This window comes from Vibrio sp. C8 (assembly GCF_054051265.1).
In genome coordinates, this window is record NZ_JBPAOE010000014.1 from 38,272 (window position 1) to 64,001 (window position 25,730).

25 protein-coding genes, 2 tRNA genes and 2 pseudogenes are annotated in these 25,730 nt (G+C 42.4%); 17 read left to right on the top strand and 12 right to left on the bottom strand.

Translation table 11 applies throughout. From position 1 onward, the window contains the following. Positions 1-5 precede the first annotated feature (5 nt). The 9 genes from flgH (at position 6) to ACRQQK_RS10000 (ending at position 7,789) form a co-directional block, all read left to right on the top strand. Positions 6-677, top strand: coding sequence for a flagellar basal body L-ring protein FlgH (gene flgH / locus ACRQQK_RS09960; RefSeq protein WP_457511258.1), 672 nt, complete (start codon positions 6-8; stop codon positions 675-677). After that, positions 677-1,801 (top strand): flagellar basal body P-ring protein FlgI, encoded by a 1,125-nt coding sequence (locus ACRQQK_RS09965; RefSeq protein ID WP_042488722.1) that lies wholly within the window; start codon positions 677-679, stop codon positions 1,799-1,801. Before flgH ends, ACRQQK_RS09965 begins: the two co-directional genes overlap by 1 nt. A 10-nt stretch (positions 1,802-1,811) precedes the next feature. Beyond that, on the top strand, positions 1,812-2,333 hold the full coding sequence (locus tag ACRQQK_RS09970; protein WP_457511236.1) for a rod-binding protein: 522 nt from the start codon (positions 1,812-1,814) through the stop codon (positions 2,331-2,333). 5 nt (positions 2,334-2,338) lie between these two features. Further along, entirely contained in the window at positions 2,339-3,712 is a 1,374-nt protein-coding gene (gene flgK, locus ACRQQK_RS09975; RefSeq protein ID WP_457511237.1) for a flagellar hook-associated protein FlgK, read from the top strand. Between the two features lie 9 nt (positions 3,713-3,721). After that, entirely contained in the window at positions 3,722-4,612 is an 891-nt protein-coding gene (gene flgL, locus ACRQQK_RS09980) for a flagellar hook-associated protein FlgL (protein ID WP_457511238.1), read from the top strand. A gap of 11 nt (positions 4,613-4,623) precedes the next feature. Beyond that, positions 4,624-5,667 (top strand): flagellin, encoded by a 1,044-nt coding sequence (locus ACRQQK_RS09985; protein ID WP_457511239.1) that lies wholly within the window; start codon positions 4,624-4,626, stop codon positions 5,665-5,667. A gap of 183 nt (positions 5,668-5,850) precedes the next feature. Further along, positions 5,851-6,357, top strand: coding sequence for a M48 metallopeptidase family protein (locus tag ACRQQK_RS09990; RefSeq protein ID WP_042488710.1), 507 nt, complete (start codon positions 5,851-5,853; stop codon positions 6,355-6,357). Further along, positions 6,354-7,523: a 23S rRNA (adenine(1618)-N(6))-methyltransferase RlmF gene (gene rlmF, locus ACRQQK_RS09995; protein ID WP_457511240.1), complete on the top strand. Its 1,170-nt coding sequence runs from the start codon at positions 6,354-6,356 to the stop codon at positions 7,521-7,523. The genes ACRQQK_RS09990 and rlmF overlap by 4 nt, the downstream gene beginning before the upstream one ends. A 44-nt stretch (positions 7,524-7,567) precedes the next feature. Next, a complete protein-coding gene (locus ACRQQK_RS10000) occupies positions 7,568-7,789 on the top strand; it encodes a hypothetical protein (RefSeq protein WP_457511241.1) in 222 nt (73 codons plus the stop codon). A gap of 8 nt (positions 7,790-7,797) precedes the next feature. Here the strand turns inward: ACRQQK_RS10000 and pilW are convergent, their stop codons facing one another. Continuing rightward, a complete protein-coding gene (gene pilW, locus ACRQQK_RS10005) occupies positions 7,798-8,508 on the bottom strand; it encodes a type IV pilus biogenesis/stability protein PilW (protein ID WP_457511242.1) in 711 nt (236 codons plus the stop codon). A gap of 167 nt (positions 8,509-8,675) precedes the next feature. Further along, positions 8,676-9,617, bottom strand: a complete 942-nt coding sequence (gene metA, locus ACRQQK_RS10010) for a homoserine O-succinyltransferase MetA (RefSeq protein WP_457511243.1) — start codon at positions 9,615-9,617, stop codon at positions 8,676-8,678. A 161-nt stretch (positions 9,618-9,778) separates the two neighbouring features. On the opposite strand from metA, the gene ACRQQK_RS10015 reads away from it, so the two are divergent. Further along, on the top strand, positions 9,779-10,150 hold the full coding sequence (locus tag ACRQQK_RS10015; RefSeq protein WP_457511244.1) for an ATP-binding protein: 372 nt from the start codon (positions 9,779-9,781) through the stop codon (positions 10,148-10,150). Positions 10,151-10,173: 23 nt separating this feature from the next. Here ACRQQK_RS10015 and ACRQQK_RS10020 read toward each other — a convergent pair whose 3' ends face one another. From ACRQQK_RS10020 to ACRQQK_RS10040, 5 genes are all read right to left on the bottom strand, one after another. Then, positions 10,174-11,319, bottom strand: a complete 1,146-nt coding sequence (locus ACRQQK_RS10020; RefSeq protein WP_457511245.1) for an ABC transporter permease — start codon at positions 11,317-11,319, stop codon at positions 10,174-10,176. Continuing rightward, positions 11,306-12,472: an ABC transporter permease gene (locus ACRQQK_RS10025; protein WP_457511246.1), complete on the bottom strand. Its 1,167-nt coding sequence runs from the start codon at positions 12,470-12,472 to the stop codon at positions 11,306-11,308. The genes ACRQQK_RS10020 and ACRQQK_RS10025 overlap by 14 nt, the downstream gene beginning before the upstream one ends. Before the next feature lie 12 nt (positions 12,473-12,484). Continuing rightward, positions 12,485-13,459: an HlyD family secretion protein gene (locus ACRQQK_RS10030; RefSeq protein WP_457511247.1), complete on the bottom strand. Its 975-nt coding sequence runs from the start codon at positions 13,457-13,459 to the stop codon at positions 12,485-12,487. Further along, on the bottom strand, positions 13,456-14,877 hold the full coding sequence (locus ACRQQK_RS10035; RefSeq protein WP_457511248.1) for a TolC family protein: 1,422 nt from the start codon (positions 14,875-14,877) through the stop codon (positions 13,456-13,458). Before ACRQQK_RS10035 ends, ACRQQK_RS10030 begins: the two co-directional genes overlap by 4 nt. Positions 14,878-15,002: 125 nt before the next feature. Next, entirely contained in the window at positions 15,003-15,236 is a 234-nt protein-coding gene (locus tag ACRQQK_RS10040) for a hypothetical protein (protein ID WP_457511249.1), read from the bottom strand. Positions 15,237-15,587: 351 nt separating this feature from the next. Here ACRQQK_RS10040 and ACRQQK_RS10045 point away from each other — a divergent pair, with 351 nt between their 5' ends. From ACRQQK_RS10045 to ACRQQK_RS10060, 4 genes are all read left to right on the top strand, one after another. Next, entirely contained in the window at positions 15,588-17,207 is a 1,620-nt protein-coding gene (locus tag ACRQQK_RS10045) for an ATP-binding protein (protein WP_457511250.1), read from the top strand. After that, positions 17,204-17,884 (top strand): response regulator, encoded by a 681-nt coding sequence (locus ACRQQK_RS10050; protein ID WP_457511251.1) that lies wholly within the window; start codon positions 17,204-17,206, stop codon positions 17,882-17,884. The genes ACRQQK_RS10045 and ACRQQK_RS10050 overlap by 4 nt, the downstream gene beginning before the upstream one ends. A gap of 82 nt (positions 17,885-17,966) precedes the next feature. Beyond that, the gene (locus ACRQQK_RS10055) at positions 17,967-18,734 is read left to right on the top strand and encodes a substrate-binding periplasmic protein (RefSeq protein WP_457511252.1); all 768 of its coding nucleotides are present in this window, start codon (positions 17,967-17,969) and stop codon (positions 18,732-18,734) included. A gap of 161 nt (positions 18,735-18,895) precedes the next feature. Continuing rightward, positions 18,896-19,588 carry a DUF2726 domain-containing protein gene (locus ACRQQK_RS10060; protein WP_457511253.1) on the top strand — a complete coding sequence of 231 codons (693 nt, stop codon included), beginning with the start codon at positions 18,896-18,898 and terminating at the stop codon, positions 19,586-19,588. Between the two features lie 12 nt (positions 19,589-19,600). On the opposite strand, the gene ACRQQK_RS10065 is transcribed toward ACRQQK_RS10060, so the two are convergent. Continuing rightward, entirely contained in the window at positions 19,601-20,653 is a 1,053-nt protein-coding gene (locus ACRQQK_RS10065) for a GGDEF domain-containing protein (protein ID WP_457511254.1), read from the bottom strand. 289 nt (positions 20,654-20,942) lie between these two features. Here ACRQQK_RS10065 and ACRQQK_RS10070 point away from each other — a divergent pair. The 3 genes from ACRQQK_RS10070 to ACRQQK_RS10080 all read left to right on the top strand — a co-directional run bounded on the left by ACRQQK_RS10070 (position 20,943) and on the right by ACRQQK_RS10080 (position 22,394). Next, positions 20,943-21,019, top strand: a tRNA-Val gene (locus ACRQQK_RS10070). 36 nt (positions 21,020-21,055) lie between these two features. Continuing rightward, positions 21,056-21,132: transfer RNA gene (locus tag ACRQQK_RS10075), tRNA-Val, on the top strand. Between the two features lie 473 nt (positions 21,133-21,605). Continuing rightward, positions 21,606-22,394 (top strand): FAD:protein FMN transferase, encoded by a 789-nt coding sequence (locus ACRQQK_RS10080; protein WP_457511255.1) that lies wholly within the window; start codon positions 21,606-21,608, stop codon positions 22,392-22,394. A 744-nt stretch (positions 22,395-23,138) separates the two neighbouring features. On the opposite strand, the gene ACRQQK_RS10085 is transcribed toward ACRQQK_RS10080, so the two are convergent. The 4 genes and pseudogenes from ACRQQK_RS10085 to ACRQQK_RS10100 all read right to left on the bottom strand — a co-directional run. Next, positions 23,139-23,741, bottom strand: a complete 603-nt coding sequence (locus tag ACRQQK_RS10085; protein WP_457511256.1) for a hypothetical protein — start codon at positions 23,739-23,741, stop codon at positions 23,139-23,141. Next, positions 23,707-24,108, bottom strand: a complete 402-nt coding sequence (locus ACRQQK_RS10090; RefSeq protein WP_457511257.1) for an alcohol dehydrogenase catalytic domain-containing protein — start codon at positions 24,106-24,108, stop codon at positions 23,707-23,709. Before ACRQQK_RS10090 ends, ACRQQK_RS10085 begins: the two co-directional genes overlap by 35 nt. A 50-nt stretch (positions 24,109-24,158) precedes the next feature. Then, a pseudogene (locus ACRQQK_RS10095) lies at positions 24,159-24,739 on the bottom strand (NAD(P)H-dependent oxidoreductase). A 588-nt stretch (positions 24,740-25,327) separates the two neighbouring features. Next, positions 25,328-25,730 (bottom strand): annotated as a pseudogene (locus ACRQQK_RS10100) (integrase core domain-containing protein); the annotation flags it as partial.

Below are 25,730 nucleotides of genomic sequence, written 5' to 3' on the forward strand. Positions count from 1 at the left end.
GAGTAATGACAAAGCTAAACACGGTCGGGTTATTGGGCGTTTTAATATTATCGGGTTGCGCTGGGCGGGATGAGTTTATTCCGCCGTCACCCGATGATGAAAAATATGGGCCACCGGCTTTGGATTACTCTTTACCTACACCTCATTCAGGCAGTCTTTATCGTCACAATTACTCAATGACACTCTTTCAAGACCGCCGTGCATATCGTGTCGGCGATGTTTTGACCGTACTTTTGTCGGAAGAAACAGAATCCAGCAAAAGTGCAGATACTAAATATGGAAAAACGTCGAGTGTTGGACTTGCTGTTCCCACAATAGGGAACAGCACATACGATCAATTTAGTGCGTCTGTAGATGGTGAGCGAAATTTTGATGGCACAGCTTCTAGCTCTCAAGGTAACAAACTTGAAGGAGCAATAACGGTTACCGTCGGTGAGGTTCTTCCTAATGGAGTATTAAGAATTCGCGGAGAAAAATGGCTTCGATTGAATCAGGGGGATGAGTTTATTCGTCTGACCGGAATCGTCCGTGTCGAAGATATTACACGCAGTAATCAAGTCTCTTCTCAACGCATTGGTGATGCAAGAATTACCTATTCAGGCCGTGGCGCACTGGCTGACAGTAACGCGTCCGGTTGGTTGACGCAGTTCTTTAATAGTCCATGGATGCCGTTTTAATGAAACAACACAATATATTTTTCACAACAGTATTGCTGGTACTGTTTTTGGGTTCGTTCCCTACCGCGCGAGCTGAAACTCAAATTGCATTAATGGACTTAGTAGATGTTCAGGGAATACGTGAAAACCAATTAGTTGGTTACGGAATGGTTGTTGGCTTAGATGGTAATGGTGACCGTAACCAAGTGAAGTTTACCGCTCAGTCTATTACAAACATGTTGCGCCAGTTTGGTGTACAACTCGATGAATCTACAAACCCCAAGTTGCGTAATGTGGCTTCAGTGAGTGTGACGGCGACAGTCAATCCAATGGCTGGGCCGGGTCAGAAACTGGATATTGTTGTTGCATCGATCGGCGATGCCAAAAGCCTCAGAGGCGGGACGTTATTAATGACACCATTGCGCGGTGTTGACGGCGAAGTGTATGCCGTAGCGCAAGGTAATGTTGTGGTTGGTGGTGTGTCTGCCGAAGGTCGAAGTGGTTCAAAAATTACAATCAATACAGCAACCACCGGCAGAGTGCCAAACGGTGCAACACTCGAACGAGAAATACCCACAGACTTTAATGAACAAGACAAAATTACACTAAATCTACGTGAGCCTAGCTTTACGACCGCAAAAAATATTGTTCGTGAAATTAACAATACGTTTGGACCTAAGGTCGCGACGGCAATCAATAAGGGCAAGGTCGAAATGCGTGCCCCTAAGGATACCCAACAACGAGTGACTATGATGTCTATGTTAGAAGAGCTCAGTGTTACCGAAGGTCGTAAACCTGCACGAATCGTCTTTAACTCTCGCACTGGAACCGTCGTAATAGGTAAGAATGTGAAAGTGGGAGAGGCTGCTGTCAGTCACGGCAACTTAACGGTCAGTATTAACGAATCTCAACTGGTGAGTCAGCCAAATGCGTTTGCAGATTCAGGGCAAACGGAAGTTGTCCAGCAGTCGGATATTAATATCGATGAAATGAGAGCGAATATGATGATCTGGCCTGTGGGCACCGAACTAAACACCATCGTTAGTGCGGTAAACAGCCTTGGCGCGACACCCACTGATCTGATGTCGATATTGCAAGCCTTACATGAGGCAGGGGCATTAAACGCCGAGTTAGTCGTTATTTAGGGAAAGCACAATGAAAATAGATCTTTCTAACGATAGAACACAGATGGGTTCAGTTCTTTATCACGACAACACAACACTGACGAACATTAAACATGCTTCCGACGAAAAAGGCGCATTAGAAACTGTCGCTAAACAATTTGAGGCAATGTTCCTGCAATTAGTATTACGTCAAATGCGTAGCAGTAGTGATGTTATGGCTGATGAAGACAGCCCGTTTTCTAGCAAGCAACAGGGTGTTTTTCGCGATATGTATGATGGCCAGATGGCTATTGAAATGGCGAAAAAACAGAGCTCGGGAATTGCAGATATGTTAGTTGAACAATTGGGTTCGAATGAGAGCTCAGCTTCAAACATTGTGGACTTTTCTTTAGCTTCTCAACGTGTAGGACACGATGAGCCAAAATTGGCAAAAAATGTCATCACACCAGTTAATCATTCTTCACAAACGGTCGCATCTAACTTCCAAGAAAGAAATGAATTAACAGCGACTAATGCATTTAGTCAGTCTTTGATTCGTAAATTGGAGCGTTAACGAATATGAACCTGGTTAATATCGCATTAAGCGGACTCAATGCAAACCGCGTAGCACTAGATGTTACAGCTCAGAACGTCGCGAACGTAAATACTCCTGGTTATAGTCGCCAACAAGCGCTAATGGCAACCGTTGGCGGTTCTCAGTATGACAGACTTAGTGCAGGGACGGGCGTAGAGGTGACGAGTATTCGCCGAGTAACAGATCAGTTTATTGTTAAGCAGACGTGGACGACCAGCAGTGCAGAATCTTATGCATCACGGTATACAGAGAGTTTAAGCTACCTAGAAAACACATTAGATTCTGAAGGATTTAGTTTGTCAGCGGGTTTGGATAACATATTTGCTGCACTTCATGATGCGACTTCGAAACCGGAATCTATGCCATTACGTCAGCAAATTATTAATGAAGCTGAAGCGCTATCCCGCCGTTTTAACACTCTGAATGAGTCCCTTTATTCCCAACATAAAAACTTAAGCGATCAGCGCACTGCTGCTGTTGCAGAAGCGAATAGTCTTATGAGCAATATTGCTGATATAAATAAGCAGATAGTTGAGAGTAAAGGCGTTGGCGCAAATGCAGCGCAACTACTAGACACACGTGATACGTTGGTTGGAGAGCTATCAAAATTGGTGGAAGTAAAAACCACTGATCAGGCTAACGGCAGCATTCAAGTAACACTGACGTCTGGTCAACCTCTGGTCATGGGCAGTGAGGCTGGAGTCCTTAAAGCAATACCTGATGTAAATGATGCTTATCTAGCAACGTTACAAGTCGATTTTGATAAACAAAGCTTTTCAATACCCGGTGATGTCGGCAGTAACCTTGGCGCAATATCAAACTACCAAACTAACATTCTCAAACCGTACATGACGGCGCTTGATGAGATGGCTGTTTCCATGGCTGATGCGTTCAACACGGAACTGGCAATGGGCTTAGATCTTAACGGAATCGCGGGAAAAGCGTTATTTAGTTATGACGCAGCGAACGCTGCTGCAAGTCTAACTATTACGGACATTACTCCGAATGAACTGGGTTTATCTGGTGATGGAAATCCAGGGAACAGCGACAACTTGATTTCCATAATAGAGATAAGTAACCAGACATTTTCGATTAATGGCTTTGGGAATGTCTCACTGAATGATGCATTTACAGGAATGGTGGGTAATGTCGCAATAAAAGCACGACAGGCCGAATCGGACTATCAGGCTAAAAGCAGTATGAATAGTCAGGCAATTACCGCCAGAGATAATATTAGTGCAGTTAACAGTGACGAAGAAGCTGCAAACCTAATGAACTTTGCTAATGCGCACAATGCCAATATGAAAGTTATCAGTACCGCCAACCAACTGTTTGATTCAGTGCTGCAGTTATTTTAGAGGGACATCATGAGAATCAGTGACACACAGTTTAGCCAGATGATGCTGCAAAGTTTGCAGACAAACAATGCAGGGTTAGGAAAGGTCATGCAGCAAATGTCGACAGGTGAAAGGATGACTAAGCTGTCCGACGATCCTATGGCTTCAATCAAGCTATTGAATCTCGAGCGTGAAGACAGCGCTATTAGCCAATATCAAATCAATATTGCCAATGTAAAAACGATACTTTCCAGCCAGGAAGTGTATTTAGATTCCGTGACGGATAGCTTGCAGAACATACGTGACCGAATTCTTTGGGGAGCGAATGGTACGATGACAACAGACGACCGTGCTGGGATTATTACCGAGTTAAACAATCTGCGAGATTCGATTACTTCGGCATTTAACGCTCAGGATGAAGAAGGGGTTCATTTATTCTCGGGAACGGCAACGGATACGCCGTCTTTAGATGGGAATTATAATTTTTTGGGTAACAGTGATAAACGAGTCGTGACTGTCGCAAAAGGCGTTACGATGGAAACAAATATTACAGCGTTAGATGTTTTGGATCTGGGCGGTGGCAATAATATTTTAAAATCCATAGACGGATTAATCGCCGAGTTTCAGGCTCCTACTGCGAACTTCCAAACGGAAGTCAGCAACACAATTAATGATCTTGATATAACCGCAAATAACGTTCTTTCAGCAATCACAGAAATGGGAGGACGCCACAATAATTTGGATTTAATGAACAGTTCGCATACCGACAATAAACTCTTTGTCGAAAAAGTGAACGATGAGTTGTCTGCTTTAGATTACAGTGAAGCCTCTGTGCGTTTGAACAGTTTTATGGCTGCTTTACAGGCTACACAAGCCAGCTATGTCAAAATAGACGGCTTATCACTATTTGACCGTATTTAGGTAGTATTTAGATGGCTTTAAGCACAAGTGAAGTTCGTGCGCATGGTATTCGACTAACTGGGCAAGAAAGAACGGTAGTTACACCGTCACTAAATGCTGGTGATGTAAAACTTATTGCGTCGAACCCCGTTACTTATCCGGACAGAGGTAATACCTCGACTTATTCTGTGTCGGGAATATTGCTTACTCAGGGACAACAACAAGCGACAGCTGTACAAATAGCGGCTAAGTCCTTGCAGCTAGTCGGGAAAGAGTTAGGTAGCATTAAGCGTCAATTAACTCAGGCAATGAATCAGGGCGTAGATAACGTTGCAAATATTAAAGAGAACTTAACGCGTTCAAAATTTCAAATTGATACCGTGTTACAACAGTCTCGTTTCGATGGTCATCGTGTTATTGATAATGAGTTGAACTTAAAACTCAATGGAACAGATGTCCGCCGATTTTCAATCCCTGGTCTCAATGTGAATCGCCTACAAGGAAAAGCTGAACAAATACGTTTGGATTTCCCTCATGGTAGCTCGGTAATGATCCAGTTTGATTCAGCACAAGATGGAGTTAGAACCGTTAAAATGTTGGATAGAAGTCTAATACCGTTGGGGATGAGAGCCAGCATTAGTGAAGACGGTACCGTACTATTTGAAGCGAGTGAGCGAGCTTACAAACAAATGGACCATAAAGTCGCAGTTACAGGCCAAGGCCATCGTTTTCCGGCTGGTCAGGCTAACATGCTCAATATAAAATCAGAACCAGATGGCGTTGCTGAGCTTCGTTTCGATTTAAGCTCGCGTGACGGTATTAAGCAGAGCATCATTAAAGTTAATAAACATCTTCAGCAAACACACGCTAGCTTAGAACAAGCTAACCAATATCAAGTCGATATCGATACACAAATGCAGACAATGAAGAGTCAACTGAATGTGCCTACCAGTCAGCAGATTTCACAAAAGCTCACACATTTTAATAGAGCTTCGGAAGATTTTTCTTCAGCGTTTGAAGCATTAAATGCACAAGCGAATGTGCGTCGCCATACTGTGGTTGCGTTGCTCAGTTAGACCTAGCTCATACCTTTTTAAAAACATGGAAAATCATCTGGTGTCTAGATTTTCCATGTTCCAGTTTCATTCATTCAGACTTGATACAAACCTACCTCTGCATTTGCCAAAGCCTAATACGTGAATCATTATCGACTTTCCGCTACACTGTGCGGCTTCATTTTAAGGCTTTCAAAAATACGTATGAATTCAGTACTCAGATACATTCAAGGCTATCCTGCTCACATTGTCGAGTCAGTCCAAAAGTTGGTTGATAACGATAAGCTCATTCCTTGGTTCGAGCAGCGTTACCCTGAACGTCATTCAATTCAAAGTGAGAAAGCTCTGTTTGAATATACGATGGCGATTAAGAATCAGTATATGAAGAAAACTGCGCCGCTGAGCAAGGTGGTTTACGACAGTAAAATACACCTAATCAATAATGCTCTAGGGCTTCACACTTACGTATCAAAAGTCCATGGCAATAAGATCAAATCTAAAAATGAAATACGTATTGCCAGTATGTTTAAAAACGCGCCTGAGCCTTTATTAAGAATGTTGGTTGTTCACGAGCTTGCGCATCTGCGAGAAAAAGATCACAACAAATCCTTCTATCAACTTTGCTGTCATATGGAACCGAATTATCACCAGTATGAACTGGATGCGCGCATTTACATGATGGTCTTAGAATTAAGCCGAGGTAACGGATGAACAGTCGAACTTATGCTGGGAAAACTCACGGAGAAACACGCAGTAAAAATACAGTGAAAGAGAAAGCTGCTAACGAAAAAAAGGTGAGCAGTAAGAAACCGTATTCTGCGTCTAAGGCTTCAAAGTCCAAACCACTAGTACAACCGAAAGCTAGCGGAACGGTAAAACCAACAGTTAAATCAAATCCAGTGACGAAGGGCAAAGAGGGGTTACACAGTAGAAATCGCCACAAAGGCAATTATGACTTTATGGCGTTGTGCAAAGTGTTACCGGAATTAAAGCCCCACCTGATTAAAAATCCAAAAGGAGATTGGAGTATTTCCTTCTCTGACCCGATAGCCGTTAAGCTATTGAACAAAGCGTTACTTGCATTGCATTATGGTGTGACGTTCTGGGATATTCCACAGGGCTACTTGTGCCCGCCGATTCCTGGACGTGCAGACTACATCCACCGAGTTGCTGATTTACTGCAATCAGAGAATTCGTCGCTAAAACAGAATGGCGTTCGTGCACTTGATATAGGAGTAGGTGCGAATTGCATTTATCCGATCATTGGTGTTACGGAATACGGTTGGATCTATGTAGGTAGTGATGTTGACCCTGTGTCGGTGAAGCAAGCTAATAACATTGCTCTGCACAACCACAATCTGAAAGGCCGAATAGAGTGTCGTTTACAGAGTGATAGCAAATCGATATTTGCCGGCATTATTCAGCCAAATGAAAAATACGATGTGACGACTTGTAATCCACCGTTTCATGCATCTCTTGCCGAAGCAGAACAAGGGACGCAGCGAAAGCTTAAAAACCTTCAAGCGAACAAAAAGAAAAAAGGTTTAATAAGTCAGTCACCGCTTTCTAAGCAAGATGAAAAACCGACTCTCAACTTTGGTGGACAGAAAGCTGAGCTTTGGTGTCCCGGCGGTGAAGCGGCATTTATTAAGAACATGGCTTTTGAAAGCCAGCAGTTTAGTCAGCAGGTTTTGTGGTTCACAACCTTGATTTCAAAAAGTGATAATGTTCGTTGGATGAAAAAACAGCTTCAGAAAGTTGGCGCTGAGTCGATAAAAGTAGTAGAGATGCAGCAAGGACAAAAGATAAGTCGTTTTATTGCATGGACTTTTCAAAATGTTGAGCAGCGCAAGCTGTGGTTTAAAGCTAGTTGCTAATATAACGGTAGTGGAACAACTCTATAGAAGAGAAGGAGGTAAGTATGGACTTTGTGTTCTTTCAACCTTGCCAACCCGATTGGTTATGTAAACCATTCTTGAGTGTGTTTTCACTATTGTTGCTTGTTGGACTGGTTTTATTTATCCGTATCGTTTATCGCGAATACCAGAAGATACAGAGGGCGACAAAAGTACGACGTTTGCGTAGAGTGCATTATCGCGATAGAAAAGGCGGCAATAGTGGCCGCCCTAATAACTCTAAATGACGTTTAGCTTACAGTTGGTTAAGTAACGATAAATATTTTTGTTCCAATCTTATGTTTCCTGCTCGCCGTTCTAAATTTGCCAACAAGTGCAGTGACGCTTTTTGATAACCATGGTTCTGATGAAACTGCATAAGCCTCACTCGCGCCTGAGAAAACTCTCCTGAATCTATTTCTAGCTTTGACAATTGTAAGATTGAACGAAAACGTTGTGGGTCGTGGTCTATGGCACGACTAAAGTACGTTTTTGCTTTACTCAAATTGCCATATTTCGTTGCACACAACCCCGCATTTTCATAGCTTTCCGCCACTAAGTAATAGTTAGGTTGTTTTACGGCTTGATTAAAATAGTAATCAGCTTGTCGGTAATCGCCAATTTTGCACAGGAAAGCGCCATAATTGTTGAGTACTTGGCCGTTGTCGTCATGCTCGCTCAGCGCATCTTCGTAAGCTTCAAGCGCTTTATCTTTTTCGCCAACGACATCGTAGTAATGAGCAATGGCAAGCATAGCTCGATAGTATTCCGGAGCATGTTCTAGCGCCTTTTCAAGGTTCTCTCGTGCTTTAGGCATGTTGCCGTTTTCTAAATAGCCTAGGCCTAATGTTATTCTCGATTCCGCTTTTTCAATCGGGTCGCTGTGAAGCTGGAGACTGTCTTGTTGTTCAACCATCATACAGCCCCAGAGGAGAGATGATAGCAAAATATTGAGTATTGATTTCATTGACTTACTCCTTAAATGTTGCAGGTATGATAATGAAATCAATGGATTATCGAAGTTGTGGTGAAAAGTTATGCGACTGGTTCTGCATATTCAATGGAGTGAATAAAAAAGCCCGCTAGTGGTAGCAGGCTTAGGAGTGGGTGCTGAAATACAGCTTTGCTCTTCGACTAGTCGTCTTTTGTGAACTTGTCTTCGCTAAAGTGTTCCAGATCAAACGGTGTTTGTTGGTAAACACAATAGTTAAGCCAATTCGCGAACAGTAGGTGCCCATGACTTCGCCAGCTTGCTCTTGGCTGATTATCCGGATTGTCATTTGGGTAGTAGTTCACTGGAATCATTGGTTCCATGCCTTCACCCAGATCGCGAATATACTCATTGTGCAGTGTATTGGCATCGTATTCAGGGTGACCTGTAACGAACACGTTACGTTTGTCTTTCGTTGATGCTAAGTACACGCCCGCAACGTCAGAAGTTGCGAGAATATCTAAGTCAGTATGCTCATCTAAAAAGTCGGCTTCGAAATCGGCATAACGTGAATGTGGGGCCAAAAAGGTATCATCAAAACCACGTAAAATTGGGTGGAATGGCTGATGAATATCGTGATGGTAAACTCCTGAGAGTTTTTCCTTACGTGTTCTTTTTGGCAAGTTATACAGCAGCTTCAAGCCAGCTTGTGCAGCCCAGCACACATAAAGTGTTGAAGTAACATGGCTTTTTGCCCAACTCATTATGGTTTGCAAATGATCCCAGTACGCAACATCTTCAAACTGAACTAAGCCCAGAGGGGCTCCGGTGATGATCAGACCATCAAAGTTACGATCCTTAATTTTGTCAAACTGACGATAGAAAGCATTAAGGTGTTCTTCTGGTGTGTTTTTACTTGGGCGATCATCAATGCGTAACAGTTCTATATCCAATTGCAGAGGTGAATTGGAGAGTAGACGTAAAAATTGAGTCTCGGTCTCAATCTTTTTCGGCATCAGATTCAAGATCAAAATTTTAAGTGGGCGTATTTCCTGCGTTGACGCACGAGATTCTGGCATTACGAAGATGTTCTCTTTACGTAATACATCACTTGCAGGTAGTTGATCGGGGATCCTAATTGGCACAGCTTTCTCCCTTAGCTAACATTTTGGACGTCTAAACATCTAGACTTATAGCCTAACTATTTACAGATGTCGATAGCAAAATGCAGACAACCTTAAATTAAGTTAATATTCACGCCCAACGCGGTTATTTCATAATTTTATATCTTATTGACGGGTTCAACATGCTGACTCTCACTCTTATCCGAGGTTTACCTGGTTCAGGTAAATCAACGCTGGCAAAAACATTACCAGCCGTTCATTTAGAAGCGGATATGTACTTTGTAAACGAGCAGGGGGAGTATCAATACCGTGCTGAAGAAATTGGGGATGCCCATCAATGGTGTCAACAACAAACGGACTACTGGCTTCAACAGGGTAAAAGTGTAGTGGTATCAAACACCTTTGTTAAGCAGTGGGAGATGTCCGTGTATAAAAAGTTAGCCAGAAAGCATAAAGCTAAGCTCAATATCATTGTGTGCCGAGAGCGATACGGCAATATCCACGGTGTCGAGGATGAAGTCATCGAGCGGATGCGAAAAGACTGGCAAGAATAAACTGCCAGTCGTCTCTTATACTTTTATTTTGGTGCAGATGCGTGGCGTTGAGCTTTGTTAAGTTGCCACCAAGCCAGTAAGAACCAAGCAACTGCTTGTCCCCACAGCAAGGTCCATTGAGATGCTATTTGACGCCATTCAGCACTCATCTGATTGAGAGCTAAGAAACCTTGTATTGCAGGAGTGCTTGGAAACAGCTTCGATGCCCATACTATTGGTTGTGGAATCGCCTCGACAGGCCATATAAAACCTGCTGAAAAAATTAATGGCATTGAGCTAAGCAAAACCACCAAAGTTACCAGCTCCCGTCTTGGCGTAATAGAACCAAGCCAGATACCGATAAAACACGAAGACAGCAAAAATGGCAGCAACAGCGTCAGCAGATCGGATGCGTGTGCCAGTGTGTTGACACCATGTAGGCTAAAACTTGCGCCGAAATAATACATACTCAGCAGGTAGTAAATCGGTATAAGCACAACACTTCTTAAAGCTATTAGTTTGAAACTGGATATGTGGCTCCAATAACCAATACCGTGTTTCTGTGTGCCAACCATCATGCCTGATGCAATCAGCATCGTTTGCTGCAGAATAAGAACAAATACCGCTGGCACTACGTAGTCTACATATCCCATACGTGCATTAAATGTGGGTTTCAGATTTTGCCCGGTCGGCGAGTAGTGTTTAGCGGCAAGTGAAAGTGGTTCTCCGTCTACGACAAGACGAGCGACTTTGGTTTTCGCCGCTAACGTTCCGCCTGCTTGAGCCAGACCTTCAACCAATGTGCCGTAAACCAAAAAGTAAGAAGCATCACCCGCATAAGCGAGCGTGGTGCTTTTGCCTAGCATTAAATCTTTGTAGAAATGCTCAGGAATGACCAGAATTCCGCTGACTTGCTTATCTAAAAATGCCTGCTTTGCTTCTTCAATAGTTGCATTGCGCTGTACGACTTTGACCTGTGGCGTTGCATCGACCATTCGTTCAAGCTGATAGCTGGCTTGACTCTTATCTAAATTTACAACGGTAAGTGTTTGTTCTCTTGGCGTTTGCTGGCTGTAGGGAAGCGGGTAAAGAAACGAATAGAAAAATACTCCACCAAACACGGTCAATACCACCACAGGGTTGGTAAACAGTGCTTTTATTTCTGCTTTTAGCAAGTTAAACCAACTCATCGGTAATCCTCACTTCTTCTTCAGTTCGCAGATGCTTTTTAATTAACAGGAGGGTCAACCCAAGTGGTAGAAGGTAGCCAAGCATAGGCCACAAAGAGGCTAGAGCAGAATAAGCATCGAGCCCATAGCTGACTTGGCTTACCTGCACATCAATATAATGACTGACAGGTAGCAAGCTGCGCCAGATCTGAGCCAAAGTACCCATATCCGTTGTCGGGAATGTTATTCCCATAAAAGCGAAGCTTGGTGCGGTATATGCAGCGGCGAAACTCATCGCTCGTGCTGGGTCTAATGTAATAAAGAAAAAGAACGAGCCCATAATCATACAGGCTACAATCGTAAAGCACTGAGCAATGACCATGGTCGACATCGAACCGTGCATAGGCCAATCCAGCCCGTGATAAAACCAGCTAAGAAAGCCAGCACCTTGCAAGACGAAGACAAGTGAATAGGGCGCAAGTGTTGCTATCAAGCGAGAGAACGTATTGGGTTGTGCCCAAATGCTTAAACCGTGAGTTCGGTGATTGGCGGCCAGTATCAGAATGGTGGTCACCACTATCGCAATTTGCCAAATGGCGGGAACAACCGCCGAAACCAAAAACTGAGCGTAGTTTGTATTTTTATTAAATAGCGGTGTGATTTGAGTACGTATAGGTAACACGTGGCTCATGGCACCCATTGTGGTTTGCTGGCCCTTGGCGAGCGTTTTTACCACTTCAACCTGTGCATTAAATGTGGATTGCGCTTGCACGACGGCAGAATTGATTAGCCTTCCAACCAGAATCATTTGGCTGTTATAGAAGGTGGTAACCTGAGGTTGTTCTCCACGATAAATGGCTTTATCGAACTGGTTCGGAATGACCACATAAGCATAAATGTCAGTGCTCTTTAGAGCCTCTGTCGCTTCTGCCACATTGGCGTAACTACGAATCACCGAAAGGGTGGACGTTGCATCCAGTTCGCGGCTAAGCTGACGTGAAAGACGACTATTGGATAGATCTACGATGCCAATAGGTAAGTCGCGGACAATGGCTTGGGAGAATATCCACCAGATTATGACAACCAATACGATCGGAACCCATGTCAGACAGGAGAGTAACCAGCGATCTCTCCTTAATATCTGCCATTGTGTCGCTAAAGAAGGTGAAGCCACAGCGTGATCCATTTAAAGTTCAACCACCACGCTCATGCCCATGCGTAAACCTTCAACCGGTTCAACGGGACGAGCTTCAACTTCAAAAGTGCGCAAGTCGAAACCTTGTGTTGCATCGGTAGAGCGCCACGTTGCGAAGTCACCCATTACTGCAATGTGAGTGACTTTAAACGCTAACGTTTTATCTAACGCGGGAACAAAAGCATTAAACTGCGAATCCTTAGCAAAATGGCTGAGAAGGTCTTCTCGAACATTGAGAACAGCCCAAGAATCTTGCGTATCGACGACCGTCACAACAGGGAAACCTTGCGGGGCGAGTTCGCCACTTTGCAATAATACTTGTGCGACTTCTCCGTCAAACCAGCTCGAAATTTCAGTGTCTGCGGCGTACGCTTCCACTTCAGCAACCGCACCTTCAGCCATGCGAACTTTTTCCGCCGCGGCCTGTTTGGTTTCTTCACGAGCACCTTCTTGAGCCATGTTGTACATTTGTAGCGCTGAGCTTTCGGTGTACTTCGCTGCTTGCCATTGCGTTAAAGCTTCATCTTTTTTCTGTTCAGCAACGACACCATCTTTATATAGGTTATTGACGCGCAGATAAGTCTTCTCAGCTAACTGAGAAGCGGCGCGGGCTTTTAACCATTGATCTTTTGCGGCTTGAATCTGTTGCTCACGAGCACCGTTTTCCGCTTCCTGAGCCAAGGCTCCAGCGGCTTTTTTCCCAGCAATCGCCTGTTCAAGTTTGGCTTCAATTTCTGGGCTGTGAATAGTGAAGATCAGCTGTCCTTCTTCGACCATATCACCTTTGCGAACATACACTTGGTCTATACGCCCAGGTACTTTTGAGGAAATGCTGTATTGTTGAGATTCTATCTGACCCTGCAAATGAATAGGCTTTGGCTGATAAGCTTTGTAAAAGCCATAACCGATCCATGAAACCAAAGCTAGGGTGGATACAGCAACTAGTGTCGTTTTTACAGCCTTCATGATGGATCCTTTTCATTCACAAGTGTTTGAGTTTCAGCGCTTGTCAGAGGAATTGCTGACTTTTTGTAGTTATCAAATGTGTCCATTTCACTGGTCAGTGCGAGCAATTTATTAAGTGAAATTAGGTAATTAAAGCTGGCAACGTATTGCTGAGTTTTAACGCTCGCTAAATACAGTTCGGCATCTACCACATCAAGAGATGTAGATAAGCCTTGGGTGAATGCTTTCTGACGCAGCTTAAGGTTTTCTTGAGCAAGATTGAGGCTGGAGTTTAGCCCTGTCACTTCTTCAAGTGCTTGCTCTGCTTCGAGATAAGTTTTTTTCACTAATACTTGCAGATCTTGCCTTGCTTGTGCCTTCAAGTATTTGACTTGTGAGACTGCACTATGTGCAGCCTTGATCTGATCACTACGCCCTGTGTTTTCAATCAAAGGGACGCTGACACCAATACCAACCAGCCAATCAGGCTTCATTTGACTCGCCAATGAATCGTCTTCATAGAGGCTGTAGTCACCGTAAAGGTAAACCTCTGGGTAGTATTTGCCTTTTTCTGCATTGATTAAGCTGCTGGCTTGCTTTTCTTTGGCGTCGAGCAGATCCAGACCCGGATAAGTATTGAGTGTTTGTTCGACAAAAGCATTCATTGAAGGAATACTTTGGTTTACAAACAACTCGCCATCGGGTTCTACGAGGGTGGTTTGCCCTAGAATCTCCGTTAAGGCATTTTGAGCAATATCGAGGTCTTTTTGTGCTTTCTTACGTTCAACCGCCGCTTTATCTAACGAAGCTTCTGCCTGAAGTCTCTCAACGTGGGCGATTTGCCCTTGTTGCTCCAATTTTAGAGCGTTATCTCTGTGTTTGGTTAGTCCAGCTTCAACAGTAGAGCGTGTTTCCAAAACTTGCTGAGCCAAAACCACGCTGTAATAGTATTTTGCCAAGTCTTCATATCGAGCTTGGGTTTCCATCGCAAGTTGGCTTTGCGCTTCTTCTTTCTTTCCAATCGCGGCATCTTGGGCTGCTGAAATTCTGCCACCAGTAAAAATAGGCCAGACAGCGCGAATAGAAGAGCTGAAGATATCTCTTTCAGTAACCGTTGAAGTTATTGAACCAATCGAACTTAGTAGCGCAGCAGGGAGAGGGACGGTTTGACCTGTGCTCTCCATGATTTGTTGGCCGGAGAGCGTCACGTCGTTATCTAAGCGAGTGAAATTCGCTCCCACGCTTATGGAAGGTAAGTTGAGGTTACCTTTAGAGTTTTTAAGATGTTCGTAACGCTCTACATTGGCACGTTCTGCGGCAAGGGAATTGTTGTTCTGTTTCAGCAGTTCCCAAGCTTGTTGAAACGAAATTGGCGCAGAATAAGCAGTTTGAATACCAAGCAGAGAGCATACAAAAAGAGCGATAGTTCTTGTCTTCATGTTCAGCTCAGCAATAAAAAATAATTAGAGCATATGCTCTAATTATTTGTGTGTTAAGTCAACGGGTTTTAGAAAGCATAGTCGCTTATCAGTAAATCACTGTCTGAGACAAAAAAATGTATTTATTAGAAATGATGATCCGCAGGGCAAAAGTAATCGGCTCGCCAAACCAATTTCTTGCTACTTTGCATTGTACTCAGCAGTTCCTTACCTGACATCTGTGGAAAAGAGAGAAGCACTAACATGTCATCTGCGCAGGTTTCTCTTGGGTCATAGGCTCTTACGTGGGTGAACGTAGAACACAGTTGTCTCGATAACATGTCTTTGGAAAGACAAATCCCTAAGTCGTCCCGTTTCATAAATAAGCCCCATCAAATTGTTGAGTTTTACTTCCTAAAAAACTCATTTTTCGATAAACGATTCACAAAAAAACTCGCTAGCTAGAATGCTCCTGATTGCTTGTTAATTATACAGCTCAATTTTTAACTCTGTCGAAGTAAAGCACCCCCGCACTCTGTGATTCCTGCCAAATTTAGGGGATGTAATAAAACTTTGTTACTAGCTCTTTAGAAGTAGTTATCATTCTAATTCTTAGGGGCAAAATTTAGGTTATTTTTGAGGGCATTTTATTGCGATAAGTTGTTCACACTATTCGATACCTATTTAGCACTGATGTTAATTAAGTGTTACTTTCAGCCCGGAGGTAACACATGACTTGGAACAGCATCAGCTTTCGTAAACGCCTGCTCATTATTATGACCTTATCAGGTCTTATAGAGTTGTTACTTTTAGTGGCAGCGGGTTTTGTCTATGTGAAACATAGCCAAGAGGAAGAAGTCGGGCTGAAAGCACTTGGTGTCGCTTCATTTTTAGCTCAATCACCAAGCGTTATTAATATGCTTCAGGGTGGTCAGGCTACGGCTGAACAACAAGAGCAGTTTCGAGATCTGACCCAATTGATTGGAGCCGCGTTTATCTCTATTGGTGATAAGCAGGGTATCCGACTGGTTCATCCGTTGGATGAGCGTATAGGTAAACCAATGGTCGGTGGTGACAATTATCGGGCGTTGATTTCTGGTGAGTCATACGTTTCCTATGCCAAAGGATCTCTTGGCAAATCCGTTCGAGGAAAGTCTGCAATACGCGATGCGAATGACCAAATCATTGGTGTGGTATCTGTCGGCTATCTGATTGAACGTTTACAAAATCGAATTGAACCGTTTCTTATCTATCTTACTGGGATGGCACTGCTTGTCGTTGCAGCGAACGTAGTCGTTTCTAGTTATGCCTCTCGCCGATTTCAAAGAGCAATTCTGGGCTTTGAGCCAGAAGAAATCGGTCGTCTTTACGTCGAACTTGATGTGACTATGAGTACCATAAAAGAAGGTATTTTAAGTATCGATTCAAAAGGGTATTTAAGGTCAATCAATAAAAGTGCCTGCGAAATTTTAGGCTTAGACAAAGAGAAAGCGCTTAATCGATTGTTAACCGATTCTCTGCCCGATAGTGACCTATATACCGTACTGGAAACCGGCGAAACAGATAAAGATATTGAGCTGTTTTTGAATAACCAAAGGCTAATAGCCAACCGTAGTGCAATCATCGTTGCTGGCGAAGTTGTCGGAGCGGTATCGAGCTTCCGTTTGAGGGATGAAATTAACGTTCTTACTGAGCAGTTATCACAAACTAAAGAGTACGCAGAGATGCTCAGGTCCCAAACTCATGAACACCGAAATAAACTTAACACGATAAGTGGATTAGTTCAGATGGGTGAACTTGAAGCGGTGCAACAGCTAATAGGTCAGGAAACGGCGCTATATCAAAACTTGATAGAATTTCTTCGCGAGACTGTGAAAGACCCATTGATCGCTGGATTGCTATTAGGCAAAACCGAAAGGGCTCGCGAACTTGGACTTGAACTGTTTGTTGAGCAAGGTTCGAAGCTAGAAAACTTGCCAGAGAAAATCAAGGCAGAAGACATTGTCACCATTCTGGGTAATTTGATTGATAACGCTTTTGATGCCTGTCTTTCATCTATCCGAACAGGTACATACATCTCGCCAGAGCGTCGTACTATTCAAGTGTCGATTAGTGATTATGGGCATGAAGTGATTTTAGAAGTGGAAGATCAAGGCTGTGGCCTACCAAAAGGGCTAAGCCAAGATCAATTGCTACAGAAAGGTGTTTCAAGCAAAGCTAAGCATAATAGGGGGGTTGGATTGTATTTAGTTAAGCAGCTTACCGATCGTTATTTAGGACATTTGGAAATGGTAGCGAACACCCCATTCGGTACACGTACAACGGTTTATCTACCAAAGGAACAACAATGAATACTCGGGTTTTGATCGTAGAAGACGATGTAGCCATTGCTCAGCTTCATAATAAGTACTTAGATAAAATCGAAGGCTTTGAAGTGGTGGGAATCGCCACTAGCCAATCGGAAGCAGAGATGCAACTTGATGTTCTTCAGCCTAATCTGGTTCTTTTGGATGTCTACCTACCGGATGGTACGGGATTAGATCTCATCCAGCGTATGAGAGGGAAGAACGACAGTTGCGACGTTATCTTGATCACTGCGGCGAGAGAAGTCGAAACGCTGCAACAAGCGATGAGAGGGGGCGTGGTTGATTATCTGTTAAAGCCAGTGATATTCCCACGTTTAGAAGCCGCTTTGAATAAATACCGTTTGAGGCAGGCAGAGCTAGGACGTATGGCCGATTTAGATCAGAATCTTGTCGATAAAATGATGACGGCGAATCTTAGTGATGAACCTAAACTTTATCGGCTTCCTAAAGGCATTGATTCAGTCACGTTGGATAAGATTCGTTTTCTATTTCAAACAGCAGTCAGCTTAACAGCAGATGAAGCCGGAGAGAAAATTGGCGCAAGCCGAACTACCGCTCGAAGATATCTTGAGTACTTGATTAGTACAGGTGAATTGCTGGCAGATCTTAAATACGGAACGGTCGGAAGACCAGAGCGCAGCTATAAAAAGCTTGTACGATAATCCGTAAATGCACGGCATTATCGTCATAACCATCTAAAGTATAAGAAACCAATAGGCAAAATTTGCTTCGGGGGATAGTCCAATGTTTCGAAACTTTTTGATGTCTTTGTGTCTAGTGCTTGCTGCGAATACCGCGATAGTCGAAGCTCACCCTCTTGAGTCTTTGGTATATTACACCGAAGATTATCCGCCTTTTAATTTTCGGGAAAATGGAGTTATTAAAGGCATTTCTGTCGACTTACTTCATGAAATGACCTCGCTCTCAGGTGCAGAAGTCCTTGAGAGCAATATCATATTGTTGCCTTGGTCTCGTTCATATCGCTCCGCGCTGATTAAGAAAAATAGTGGGTTGTTTTCCACGACCAAAACATCCCATAGAGAAGACCTATTTCAATGGGTCGGGCCAATTGCTACCGCCAAAGTGACAGTAATGGCTCGTAAAGGGAGCAACATTGTTATTAACTCACCACTAGACATGGCCAAGTATCGAATAGGCGTTATGAGGGACGATGTGGGCGAACAAATGCTGTTTTCTTTAGGGGTTCCAAGAGAATCTATGCAGGAGACTACTCATATCAGCCGTTTGATTGAGCTTCTTTATAAAAATCGAATAGATTTGTTGGTGTATGATGAGCGCTCGGCAAGTTGGTTAATTGAAAAAGCGGGTTATGGAGTGGACAGTTTCGAGAGCGTATTTACGCTTGATCAAAGTGAAATCTATTACGCCTTCAACAAAGGCGTGGATAAAGCGTTGATAAGAGAGCTACAAAAGAATCTCGACAAAATCAAAGATACGGTGGATTCTCAGGGCGTCACTCGTTATCAGTCCATCGTCGAAAAGTATCAGTAGCCATCGTTTTTAAAGTACAAACGCTAGGCGATGAACGGCTGGGTTCGGCATTGCTGCATTAACATCTCTCAAAAGTAACCATCAGTACTGGTTTTTCTACATAACTTCGGTTATGAATTAACGTGTTAGCGTCGTTTTAGCTTAGGAGTCTGCTTTTTATCATGACCAACATTTTTATTGTTGTTGCCATCTTGGTTTTGTTTTTTTATGTCATTCAGAAAACCGTTACTCGTCGTGACGAAACAAAGGACTTTGCTTATAAGTCAAAAGGGGCGCCCCTAAATATGGCAGAAAGTGCTTTCTATAACGCTTTAAAGACGGCTGTTGGTGAGCATGGTGTGGTGTTAGCGAAAGTGAATATGGCGAATATCATCACCCCTACAAAAACAAACAATAAAAAACAGTGGTTTATCGCCTACAACCGAATTGCAAAAAGTTATTTTGACTTTGTTGTTTGCGATGCTCGCACGTTAGAACCGAGAGTGATCATTGAACTTGATAACGGTAAAGAACTGAAGAAAGGTAAAGTTGAACGTGAAAAGTTGCTCATTCACGTATGCAAATCCGCCAACATCCCACTGATTGGCACCAATGTGAAGTTGAGTTACCAGGTAAGTAAATTGAGACGCTTGCTTGCAGCACATATCGACCTTATTGAATCAGATAAAGAAGTACGATTCTGTAAACGATGTGGTAGCCCTATGGTGATAAAAACCGCTAGCCAAGGTGATTTTAAAGGGCGTCGATTCTTTACTTGCAGCCGTCAGCCACATTGCACATACACAGAAAACTACAATGTTGTGTTTGAGCAGGACAACGTTGATGAAGACCCAAACATAGAGCGCCTAAACTAAGTTTGTGGTTGGTTAACAGGTGCTGGTGTCTTCTGTGAGATCTTTGGAGGCTCGACTCAAACGGACTTGGTTACGTCCGTTTTCTTTTGCTTTATAGAGCTGAAGATCTGCGAGCTTCAAGAGATCACTGAGTTTATCTCCGTCACTATATTCACAGATACCCACACTGAGTGTGATGTGTATTCTTTTATCACCAAAAGCGAACAAGTGTTGGCTCATCATTGAGCGTACTCGTTCCCCAACTTGCTCTGCTAGCTCAATAGGATGGTCAAAGAGAGTAACGCAGAACTCCTCTCCGCCAATCCGATAAAGATTATCGTCACCGACCACTTGGCAAAGCAGGCGGGTGGTTTCCATCAATACCTTGTCACCAGCATCATGGCCATATTGATCATTCACTTTCTTGAAATAGTCTAAATCAATAAAAAGTAGGCAAAGTGTTGTTTCATCGTCTTTATGAGCTTCAAAGTGCTTAAACGTCGAAGTTAGGGATAAACGGTTGTGAGCTCCGGTTAATGAGTCTCGAGATGCTAGATAAGTAAGTGAATTTTCTATGTTTCTTCGGTTGAATTCGTAGATGTGAGCAATGATCCAAATGCACACGTAACATGCAATAAGGTTGGTAAAAGTCGGAAGTGCTTGCAAAACTTGGTTCGAGTCTACCTTGTGGTAAATACTTGTCAGGTGAATAAGAAGTACAGCAAAGCAGAAAGCGCGGCCTTGTTTTATCCCCAAAAGGGAATAAAAGAAAATAGGGAACAGCATTGTCCATACATAAGTACCATGCTCAATCGGCTGGGTATAAATAGAGACAGATGCTACCAAGGTAAATAAGTAGGCGAAGATTTGAATGTGATGCTTTTTATGCTTGTTTTTCTTAGCTAATTGATAAGCATAGAAAGAGTATCCTCCCAAAATAAGATCTAATACTGAATGAAAATATTTACCAGTTACATGGAAGTGAAAAACCGCAAAACAAAGAGCAATAACTGACATGAAAAGACTCACTCCCGTTAAGACGGAAGCTCTTAATGTGTGTGAGTTATCGAAAATATGAATGTCCATTCACTACTTTGATATCGGTTGTTGTTGGTTATTTTGGGTAAATTCAATATTACGTTTTTAGAGTAATCAATCAATCAGTATTTTGGGTCAGTGTCACAAAATTAAAGAGAAGTGGTTTACCGATGTCTTATTAATAAGATGCTAATTAGTTCGCGATAACAAAGGTTTTATCGACTCGGATAAAAAAACATCAAACTGTCTATAGAAAAGCCAATTAGTTCAAAAACCTAGAAATTGCACTTGCATGCCTCAGACACAGTCGCTAATATCGCTCTCGTTCTAAAGCAGTGCGTCCGTAGCTCAGTTGGTTAGAGTATCGCCTTGACATGGCGGGGGTCGGTGGTTCGAGTCCACTCGGACGCACCATTCTTAAATCATTAAGAACAATAGAACACAGAATTTGGGTCTATAGCTCAGTTGGTTAGAGTACTACCTTGACATGGTAGGGGTCGGCGATTCGAGTTCGCCTAGACCCACCAAATTTTATGCAAATTCCGCTTTTTAGCGGAATTTGTTATTTCTAGGTTTTACCTAGCTTCCATCAAGTCTTCTTATTTGAATTTTGCATATCTATGCATTCAATATTCACTGAACTATACCTGATTGGGCACAGATGGTCACAATTGTGACCATCTGGTGACCATGCTTTGTGTGGCTCTCTACAGATTTCAATTTTATCTGGTCCAATTTAAGTGGTATTAGCTGAAGCAATTAGTTTCCGGTTTTAGAGTGTAATCAGGGCAATTTTGCTCTTATACTAAACAGGTCATCTCGTTTTTTGAGGTGGTTAAAAATGGCCAATTTTAGTTGACCACTATACATGCAAACTGTTTAAAACGGATTCTAAACGTGCGAGATATCTTTGCTATGAGTTGTGCTTTAGTTGGTTTTAGAAGCTTATGTATTGCGTTACCGTCTCTTAAAAGAGCTCTATTCCTATTTGGAGACACATATGTGCTACTATAAAACGGGCTTTCAAATGATGGGGACATTTATTGATCTTGCAGTTCATCATCTCAATGGCGAACAGTTATTAAAGGATTGTTATCTTCAACTCCAAGAGTTCGCACAGCGTTTTACTGTGAATCAGCCTCACTCAGAGCTGATGAACGTCAATGTCCATGCAGGGATTCGCCCTGTGCATATTAAAACTGATTTGTATGAATTGCTTAAAATCGCTACCACAGTGAGTCTTGATAGCAATAACCCTTTTAACATCGCTATTGGTCCCTTGATCAAAACATGGCGCATAGGTTTCAAAGACGCAATACTACCCTCTGATGCTGAACTTGCATCAAAGCTTCACCTTGTGAACCCTTCACAAATTGTCTTTGATGATGTCTACCAAACCGTGTTCTTAATCAAAGTGGGTATGCAGGTTGATTTAGGCGCCATAGCTAAAGGCTACTTTGCAGACCAAATAAAACAGTACTTAGTGAGTCAAAAGGTAGTGTCTGGTTACATTAATTTAGGAGGGAACGTATTAACTATAGGATGCGTCCTAGGTAGCAGCGAAAAGCCATGGGATGTTGGGGGGCAAGATCCATTTGGCGCGAGAGGTCAAGTTTGCCGAATTGTACCTATTAAAGGTAAATCCGTTGTAACCTCTGGGGTTAATGAGCGTTTCATTGAACATAACGGCAGACAATACCACCATTTACTAGATGCAAAAATCGGCAAACCAATCGTTACTGATATCGTAAGCGTCACGATCATTTCCAAGCTGTCTATCGATGGTTAAATTTGGAGTACGGCGGGGTTTCTGTCTTCGGCTAACGACGCATTAGCATACTTGAATCAACAACCATACATTGAAACTATTGTCATTTCCGAACAAGGCCAAGCACACGTTACGGATGGACTTATCGACGACGGTCAAATTATTACTGAAAAGTGTAACAAGAAGCTCGCATATATATAACGATATGTAAATAAACACTATTTCTCAAGTAAGTGCGTTTTTAGAGCATGATGAAAATGTTATAAGACCAACTTTTTATCAATTAAGAAGAGTTGGTAATGGCTACGGGACGTACTAGCGGGCCCCCCCCCCTGTTAGAGCGATACGAATTAGTAAAGAAACTCAATGAATATTGAGTTTGTCGATAATATTTGCAAAACGACAATACTTATAAACACGAGTTCCAACTAAGCAGCTCAATGCTTGAAAGTTGAGGTCATTGAAAAATACAAAATATCAAGCGACTTTTCCACCAATTAACAACATGACACTCGTATCAATAATGTTGAACCTTGTTTCCTAAAAAGCACTCATCTTCGTCACCTTATTGAGCTACATCAACTCGCTGTTTCTCCTAGAACTGTAAACAGTTATTTAGGCACCGAGTTGACTTATGGGCGCATAAATTTGATGCGGTAAGTCGGAAGGAAGTGGTTAGCCATTTTCCACTTTAAGTCTCCGTATTTTTGGAGACTTAAAAGGTTTTTTCTATTTAGCTATTGTTGAAATGTGTAATGTTGTAAATCATTCAATTTGAGCGACTAATTTTCCTCTATAACCAACTTTTAACTTGGCCAAGCTTTTGGGGATGTCCTGAAAGTTAATCTTGTCTAATCGGTCTGAAACAATGTGAGAACAATTTTCACACAAATATTCAAACCCAACACGCAAGCTTTTTAATTCTCGCTTAGAAGGGTACTTGTGGAAGGCATTTAAGGCTACTTCATGAATAGAAATCGCTTTATCAAAACTAGGGAATGGATTTGATGCTATTCGGTCTTGAATCACAATCAAGTGCGAGTTTACATCCAAAAATGGATACATGGCTTCAGCACTTTCTTTGTTTACTGTGTCTACTGCAATAAATGCGCGCTCATTTCCCAAATATTCAACTAAAGCGTCGTTCCAGTTCTCGTCGTTATAATCAAACACTGCACTAACTCCTGACTGTATGAGACTAGCATGATGTGAGGCGCTTGAAATAGTTATGACGTCATAACCACGAGATAGCGCTAGCTCGACGATTAACCGTCCAACTAATCCCCCTACACCATTAACAATAAATCGCTCATTTTTAATTAATGGAAGTTTTTCAATAGCTTGCCAAGCAGTAAGCCCAGTGTACATCAATGCTGCAGCGATAGTTTAGTCCAACTCGGGGTTGACTTTGAATACGACACTGCCGTCTATCACAGAGTAGTGAGCATAAGATCCATGTTTGATGATAAGCGACGTGGTCACCGATATTAACGTTGGCATTTGGCCCTTTGGCAACCACAACCCCACACCCATCGACACCTGCGACTTGATAACCATCTTGCCTAACCATACCTGGGTGGATCACTTTCCAATCGACAGGGTTTAATGCGATGGTAAGATTTTTTATCAAAACATCCTCCCCTGATAATTTCGGCAATTCGAGTTCACGTAGTTCTAAATCTTCGGGCTCTTTAGTCTCTGCATTAAAAGTCCATGCATAGTTTATTTCTGCCATTTTATTGTCCTATTTATTCTTTATATTGTTGAAAAATTATAGCTCGTGAATTAATTGAAAAACTGCTTCAAGTGGGCCTTGTATTTCTCAAAGTCGTTCTCTATTTCGGGGCTTTTGATAACATCATTACACATAAAAGTTTTGATGGGAGTCATTCCCAAAAACTGATGAGCCTTATGAAATGGTAGGTAAACACCGTCTATACCAACTCCATCAAAAAACTGGGAAGGATCATTAAATGCTTGTTCTGGAGCATTCCATGTTACAGAAAGCATATATTTTTACCTTGAATCAATCCTCCTGTACCGTAATTTTTTTCACTGTCACTTCTTGTCCTCCCATCACTTTGGTACAAGCGACCATGACCAAGGGTGAACACGTCATCAATGTATTTTTTTACAGTCCATAGTACGCCCATCCACCAAGCAGGATTTTGGTAAATAACGATATCTGACCATAACCACTTCTCAATTTCAGTTTCTATGTCGTAACCATTATCAACTTCAGTAACTTTCACGTTATGGCCGAGCTCAGTTAAATACCTTCGAGCCAGTTCAACTAAACTTCTATTTAACGCCCCATTTGAGTGGGCAAATTTTTTACTACCGTTGATAATCAATATATTACTCATATTAGTCGTCCCATTTTGTTGCTAAACCATCAGGATTGACCTGACGTCCGTTTCGCTAAGGTTCATCGATCAATGTTATATCTTCATTTGATATTTGGAGTTGTTGTGCCTGTGGGTTATTGATTAGATTTTCGTGTTTAGTTAACGAAGGAATCGCGGAATATCCCTTTGTTAATGCCCATGTCAGTACAATTTGCGCTTGAGACATCAATAATCAGTGGAGCTTTTAGCAGTTTTCCCCATAGGCTAAAGTCATATACGACGTTATATGTATATCCTTTTCCGGTATAAATGTTACTAGTCTTGGGTTTTCAGATTTGGACTAAGCTCAATTTGGTTGGTGGCAATGCTCTTTCTACTTATCGCAACAAATGCTTTTTTTATAGGTAATTATTAAAATTTGGCACGCCAATTTTTTGTTAACCCCAACGATTTGCTTCAAGCAGTGCTTGCACGGTATCCAACTTCCAACTCCTTCATTATCGAATTTTTTACTATTTCGCCCTTTAAGCGAAAAGTACCCATACCCAATGGAAGTATTGTCATTATGCCCCCAAAGCTTTTTATGTCTTTGTAGGTATGTAGTGGTCAACAAATTCCGGACACAGATTTAAGCCGATTTTCGGCATTTACTGGCGACAGCCCATCATTTGCTTGATGAGGCCGTTGCCGATTGTAATAGTTCATCAGGTAATAGCTGATGTCTTTTTTAGCTTGAGCTTGAGTCAAATAACCCGGTGCTAGTCACCCACTCGGTCTTCAAGCTTCTAAAGAGCCTCTCCATTGGAGCATTATCCCAACAGTTACCTCGACGACTCATACTTTGAGTTATGCGATATCGCCACAGTCTTTGACGAAATTTACGACTGCTGTGGTCTGAATGGAACATCACGTTCTTAGGCCTGCCTCGTTGGTCCCAAGCCATATCCAAGGCTTTAGAAGCTAATTCTTCATCATCAGGCTTATCCGATAGAGACCAACCCACGACGCG

What these genes read in the sequence shown, in the direction of transcription:
- ACRQQK_RS10030 (WP_457511247.1), bottom strand. Translation starts at nt 13,459, where the DNA reads ATGAAGGCTGTAAAAACGACACTAGTTGCTGTATCCACCCTAGCTTTG.
- rlmF (WP_457511240.1), top strand. Translation starts at nt 6,354, where the DNA reads ATGAACAGTCGAACTTATGCTGGGAAAACTCACGGAGAAACACGCAGT.
- ACRQQK_RS10080 (WP_457511255.1), top strand. Translation starts at nt 21,606, where the DNA reads ATGTGCTACTATAAAACGGGCTTTCAAATGATGGGGACATTTATTGAT.
- ACRQQK_RS09970 (WP_457511236.1), top strand. Translation starts at nt 1,812, where the DNA reads ATGAAAATAGATCTTTCTAACGATAGAACACAGATGGGTTCAGTTCTT.
- ACRQQK_RS10085 (WP_457511256.1), bottom strand. Translation starts at nt 23,741, where the DNA reads ATGTACACTGGGCTTACTGCTTGGCAAGCTATTGAAAAACTTCCATTA.
- ACRQQK_RS09965 (WP_042488722.1), top strand. Translation starts at nt 677, where the DNA reads ATGAAACAACACAATATATTTTTCACAACAGTATTGCTGGTACTGTTT.
- ACRQQK_RS10020 (WP_457511245.1), bottom strand. Translation starts at nt 11,319, where the DNA reads ATGAGTTGGTTTAACTTGCTAAAAGCAGAAATAAAAGCACTGTTTACC.
- ACRQQK_RS10000 (WP_457511241.1), top strand. Translation starts at nt 7,568, where the DNA reads ATGGACTTTGTGTTCTTTCAACCTTGCCAACCCGATTGGTTATGTAAA.
- ACRQQK_RS10040 (WP_457511249.1), bottom strand. Translation starts at nt 15,236, where the DNA reads ATGAAACGGGACGACTTAGGGATTTGTCTTTCCAAAGACATGTTATCG.
- ACRQQK_RS10015 (WP_457511244.1), top strand. Translation starts at nt 9,779, where the DNA reads ATGCTGACTCTCACTCTTATCCGAGGTTTACCTGGTTCAGGTAAATCA.
- ACRQQK_RS10090 (WP_457511257.1), bottom strand. Translation starts at nt 24,108, where the DNA reads ATGGCAGAAATAAACTATGCATGGACTTTTAATGCAGAGACTAAAGAG.
- flgL (WP_457511238.1), top strand. Translation starts at nt 3,722, where the DNA reads ATGAGAATCAGTGACACACAGTTTAGCCAGATGATGCTGCAAAGTTTG.
- flgK (WP_457511237.1), top strand. Translation starts at nt 2,339, where the DNA reads ATGAACCTGGTTAATATCGCATTAAGCGGACTCAATGCAAACCGCGTA.
- ACRQQK_RS10055 (WP_457511252.1), top strand. Translation starts at nt 17,967, where the DNA reads ATGTTTCGAAACTTTTTGATGTCTTTGTGTCTAGTGCTTGCTGCGAAT.
- ACRQQK_RS09990 (WP_042488710.1), top strand. Translation starts at nt 5,851, where the DNA reads ATGAATTCAGTACTCAGATACATTCAAGGCTATCCTGCTCACATTGTC.
- ACRQQK_RS10045 (WP_457511250.1), top strand. Translation starts at nt 15,588, where the DNA reads ATGACTTGGAACAGCATCAGCTTTCGTAAACGCCTGCTCATTATTATG.
- ACRQQK_RS09985 (WP_457511239.1), top strand. Translation starts at nt 4,624, where the DNA reads ATGGCTTTAAGCACAAGTGAAGTTCGTGCGCATGGTATTCGACTAACT.
- pilW (WP_457511242.1), bottom strand. Translation starts at nt 8,508, where the DNA reads ATGAAATCAATACTCAATATTTTGCTATCATCTCTCCTCTGGGGCTGT.
- flgH (WP_457511258.1), top strand. Translation starts at nt 6, where the DNA reads ATGACAAAGCTAAACACGGTCGGGTTATTGGGCGTTTTAATATTATCG.
- ACRQQK_RS10050 (WP_457511251.1), top strand. Translation starts at nt 17,204, where the DNA reads ATGAATACTCGGGTTTTGATCGTAGAAGACGATGTAGCCATTGCTCAG.
- ACRQQK_RS10060 (WP_457511253.1), top strand. Translation starts at nt 18,896, where the DNA reads ATGACCAACATTTTTATTGTTGTTGCCATCTTGGTTTTGTTTTTTTAT.
- ACRQQK_RS10035 (WP_457511248.1), bottom strand. Translation starts at nt 14,877, where the DNA reads ATGAAGACAAGAACTATCGCTCTTTTTGTATGCTCTCTGCTTGGTATT.
- ACRQQK_RS10065 (WP_457511254.1), bottom strand. Translation starts at nt 20,653, where the DNA reads ATGGACATTCATATTTTCGATAACTCACACACATTAAGAGCTTCCGTC.